The following is a 2,104-nucleotide window of genomic DNA, read 5'->3' on the forward strand; positions in this document are numbered from 1 at the left end:
GGGTGCTGGGACCCGGGGACTGCCTCGGTGAGGTGTCCGTCCTCTCGTCCGAGCCGCGCTCGGCCACCGTCGACGCGCTCGAGCACACCGAGCTGCTCGCCGTGCCGGCCGACGACGTCCGTGAGGTCCTGCTCGACCATCCCGTGGCGCTGCTCCACGTTGCCGCGCGCCTGGCGGCCACGGTCCGGCACGTGACCGGCGTCGCCTCCGACCTGGTGTTCCTCGACGTGCCGCGACGCCTGGCCAAGCTGCTCGTCACCGAGTCGCGGACCAAGGACGGTGGCGTCGCGGTGTGCGAGCTGGGCATGAACCAGACGGGCGTCGCGGCCAGGGTCGGGGCGACCCGGCAGTCGCTCAACCGCGCCCTGGGCGAGTTCTGCCGGCGCGGCTGGACGACGGTGAACGGGACGCAGGTTCGTCTGGACGACCTGGAGGCCCTGCGCCGCTTCGCCGACTCCTGACGAGCTGCCGCAGCCGCCTCGGGTGTCGGCTGTCAGGCGAGGATCTCCTGCTCCAGCCTGGCATAGCTGGTCTCCATCCCGCCGGTCATGCCGGTGCCGAGGACCATGTCGCGGGTCTGCGCGTCGGGGTAGGTGATGACGAGCGAGAGCAGGGTGCCCTCGGCGACGGGGGTGAGGGTGAGCTCGTTGACGGTGCCCTCGCCCGGCATGCCGATCATCCGCTCGGTCGTCACCGCCCTGTGCGGCGGCACCGACTCGAGCAGCTCGCCCTCGAAGCCGAAGCGTTCCTGCCCGCCGTCGGCCCGCTCCCACTCGTAGCGGTACTTCTCGCCGACCGTCGTCGCCACCTCGCAGACCGGCATCGACCAGCCCTCGGGGCCGAGCAACCACTTCTTCATCAGGTCGGCGTCGTGGTGGGCGCGCCACACCTGCTCGACGCTGCCGCGGACGACGCGCGTGACCCGGACCTGGGTGTCGGACAGGATCTGAGCCTCGGTGGCGCGCCCGGCGGCGAACGAGGTCAGGTCGGCGAGGACGTCGTCCATCTGTCCCATGGCCTGGCGCATTCCCTCGTCCATGCCCATCTGGAGCAGCTTCTCCAGCTCCTCGGTGGAGTTGAAGAACGTGGTGGTCGTGACGCGCGATCCGTTCTCCGTCTCCTCGAACACGAACTGCATCCGCATCGACGGCATCCCCGCGTCCGGCTCGCCGTCCGGCGTCGTGAAGCCGTCGCGGACCTCGAAGGCGCGCAGCGGCTCGACGACGAGCCACTCCCAGTAGCCGCCGTGGCTGTCGCCCTCCGGACCGGTCATCGTGTACGCGGACCGTCCACCGGCCGCGGCGTCGTGGCGGGTGAACGTGGCGGGGTAGGTCGGCGGGCCCGAGAACCGCTCCAGCTGGCGCGGGTCCATGTAGGCGTCCCACAGACGCTGGACGCCGACCGGGAACTCGGCGACGACGGTGAGGGTGAGCGCCTCGGGGTCTCGCGTCACGGACGTGACGGGCATGAGTGCCTCCGGTCAGGTGTGCGGGTCGGTGGTGGTGCTGGTGGCGGGTGCGTCCTCGGCGAGCAGTGCGTCCAGCCGGCTGATGCGGGCGCGCCAGAGCTCCTCGTAGCGGGCGAGCAGGTCTCGTGCCTGGGCGAGGGTTGCCGGGCGCCCGCACACGATGCGCTCGCGGCCCTGCGGGTGCTTCGCCACCAGCCCCGCCCCCTCCAGCACGGCGACGTGCTTCTGCACGGCGGCGAAGGACATGTCGTACGCCATGGCCAGCTGCGAGACCGATGCCTCCTCGCTGAGGCAGCGGCGCAGGATGTCGCGACGGGTGGCATCGGCGAGCGCCCGGAAGATCCGGTCCACGGTGTCGTCGTCGAGCTGACGTACAACCATGTCGTTGTACGTTAGCAGGGGTGGGGGAGGCGTCAAGGGGGAGATGACCGTGGTTGCCCTCGGCGATCGAGGATCGCCTGTGCGGCGTGGTGAAAAGCGGCTGTTGACGGAGGGCGTCGCGCGTGCGGCGGGTCTGCCGCCCGGCCGCCGGTGGGTTGGGGTGAGGGTGACCCTGAGTCCTTCTCTGTGAACCAGGGTGACCTTCACTCCAACCAGTCCATCTGCGAGAAGCCGTTGCTGTGCCTTAGTTTCTGC

At 70.7% G+C, this 2,104-nt stretch carries 3 protein-coding genes; 1 reads left to right on the forward strand and 2 read right to left on the reverse strand.

The features are described 5' to 3' along the window. On the forward strand, positions 1 to 461 hold a 461-nt coding region (locus tag ACTHJJ_RS10060; protein ID WP_440302806.1), incomplete at its 5' end, for a Crp/Fnr family transcriptional regulator. 32 nt (positions 462 to 493) lie between these two features. On the opposite strand, the gene ACTHJJ_RS10065 is transcribed toward ACTHJJ_RS10060, so the two are convergent. Both ACTHJJ_RS10065 and ACTHJJ_RS10070 read right to left on the reverse strand, forming a co-directional pair. Then, positions 494 to 1,468 carry an SRPBCC family protein gene (locus tag ACTHJJ_RS10065; protein WP_440302807.1) on the reverse strand — a complete coding sequence of 325 codons (975 nt, stop codon included), beginning with the start codon at positions 1,466 to 1,468 and terminating at the stop codon, positions 494 to 496. Positions 1,469 to 1,480: 12 nt separating this feature from the next. After that, entirely contained in the window at positions 1,481 to 1,849 is a 369-nt protein-coding gene (locus tag ACTHJJ_RS10070) for an ArsR/SmtB family transcription factor (protein ID WP_440302808.1), read from the reverse strand. Between the last annotated feature and the right edge of the window lie 255 nt (positions 1,850 to 2,104).

The organism is Intrasporangium sp. (assembly GCF_051961875.1).
Lineage (GTDB): Bacteria > Actinomycetota > Actinomycetes > Actinomycetales > Dermatophilaceae > Intrasporangium_A.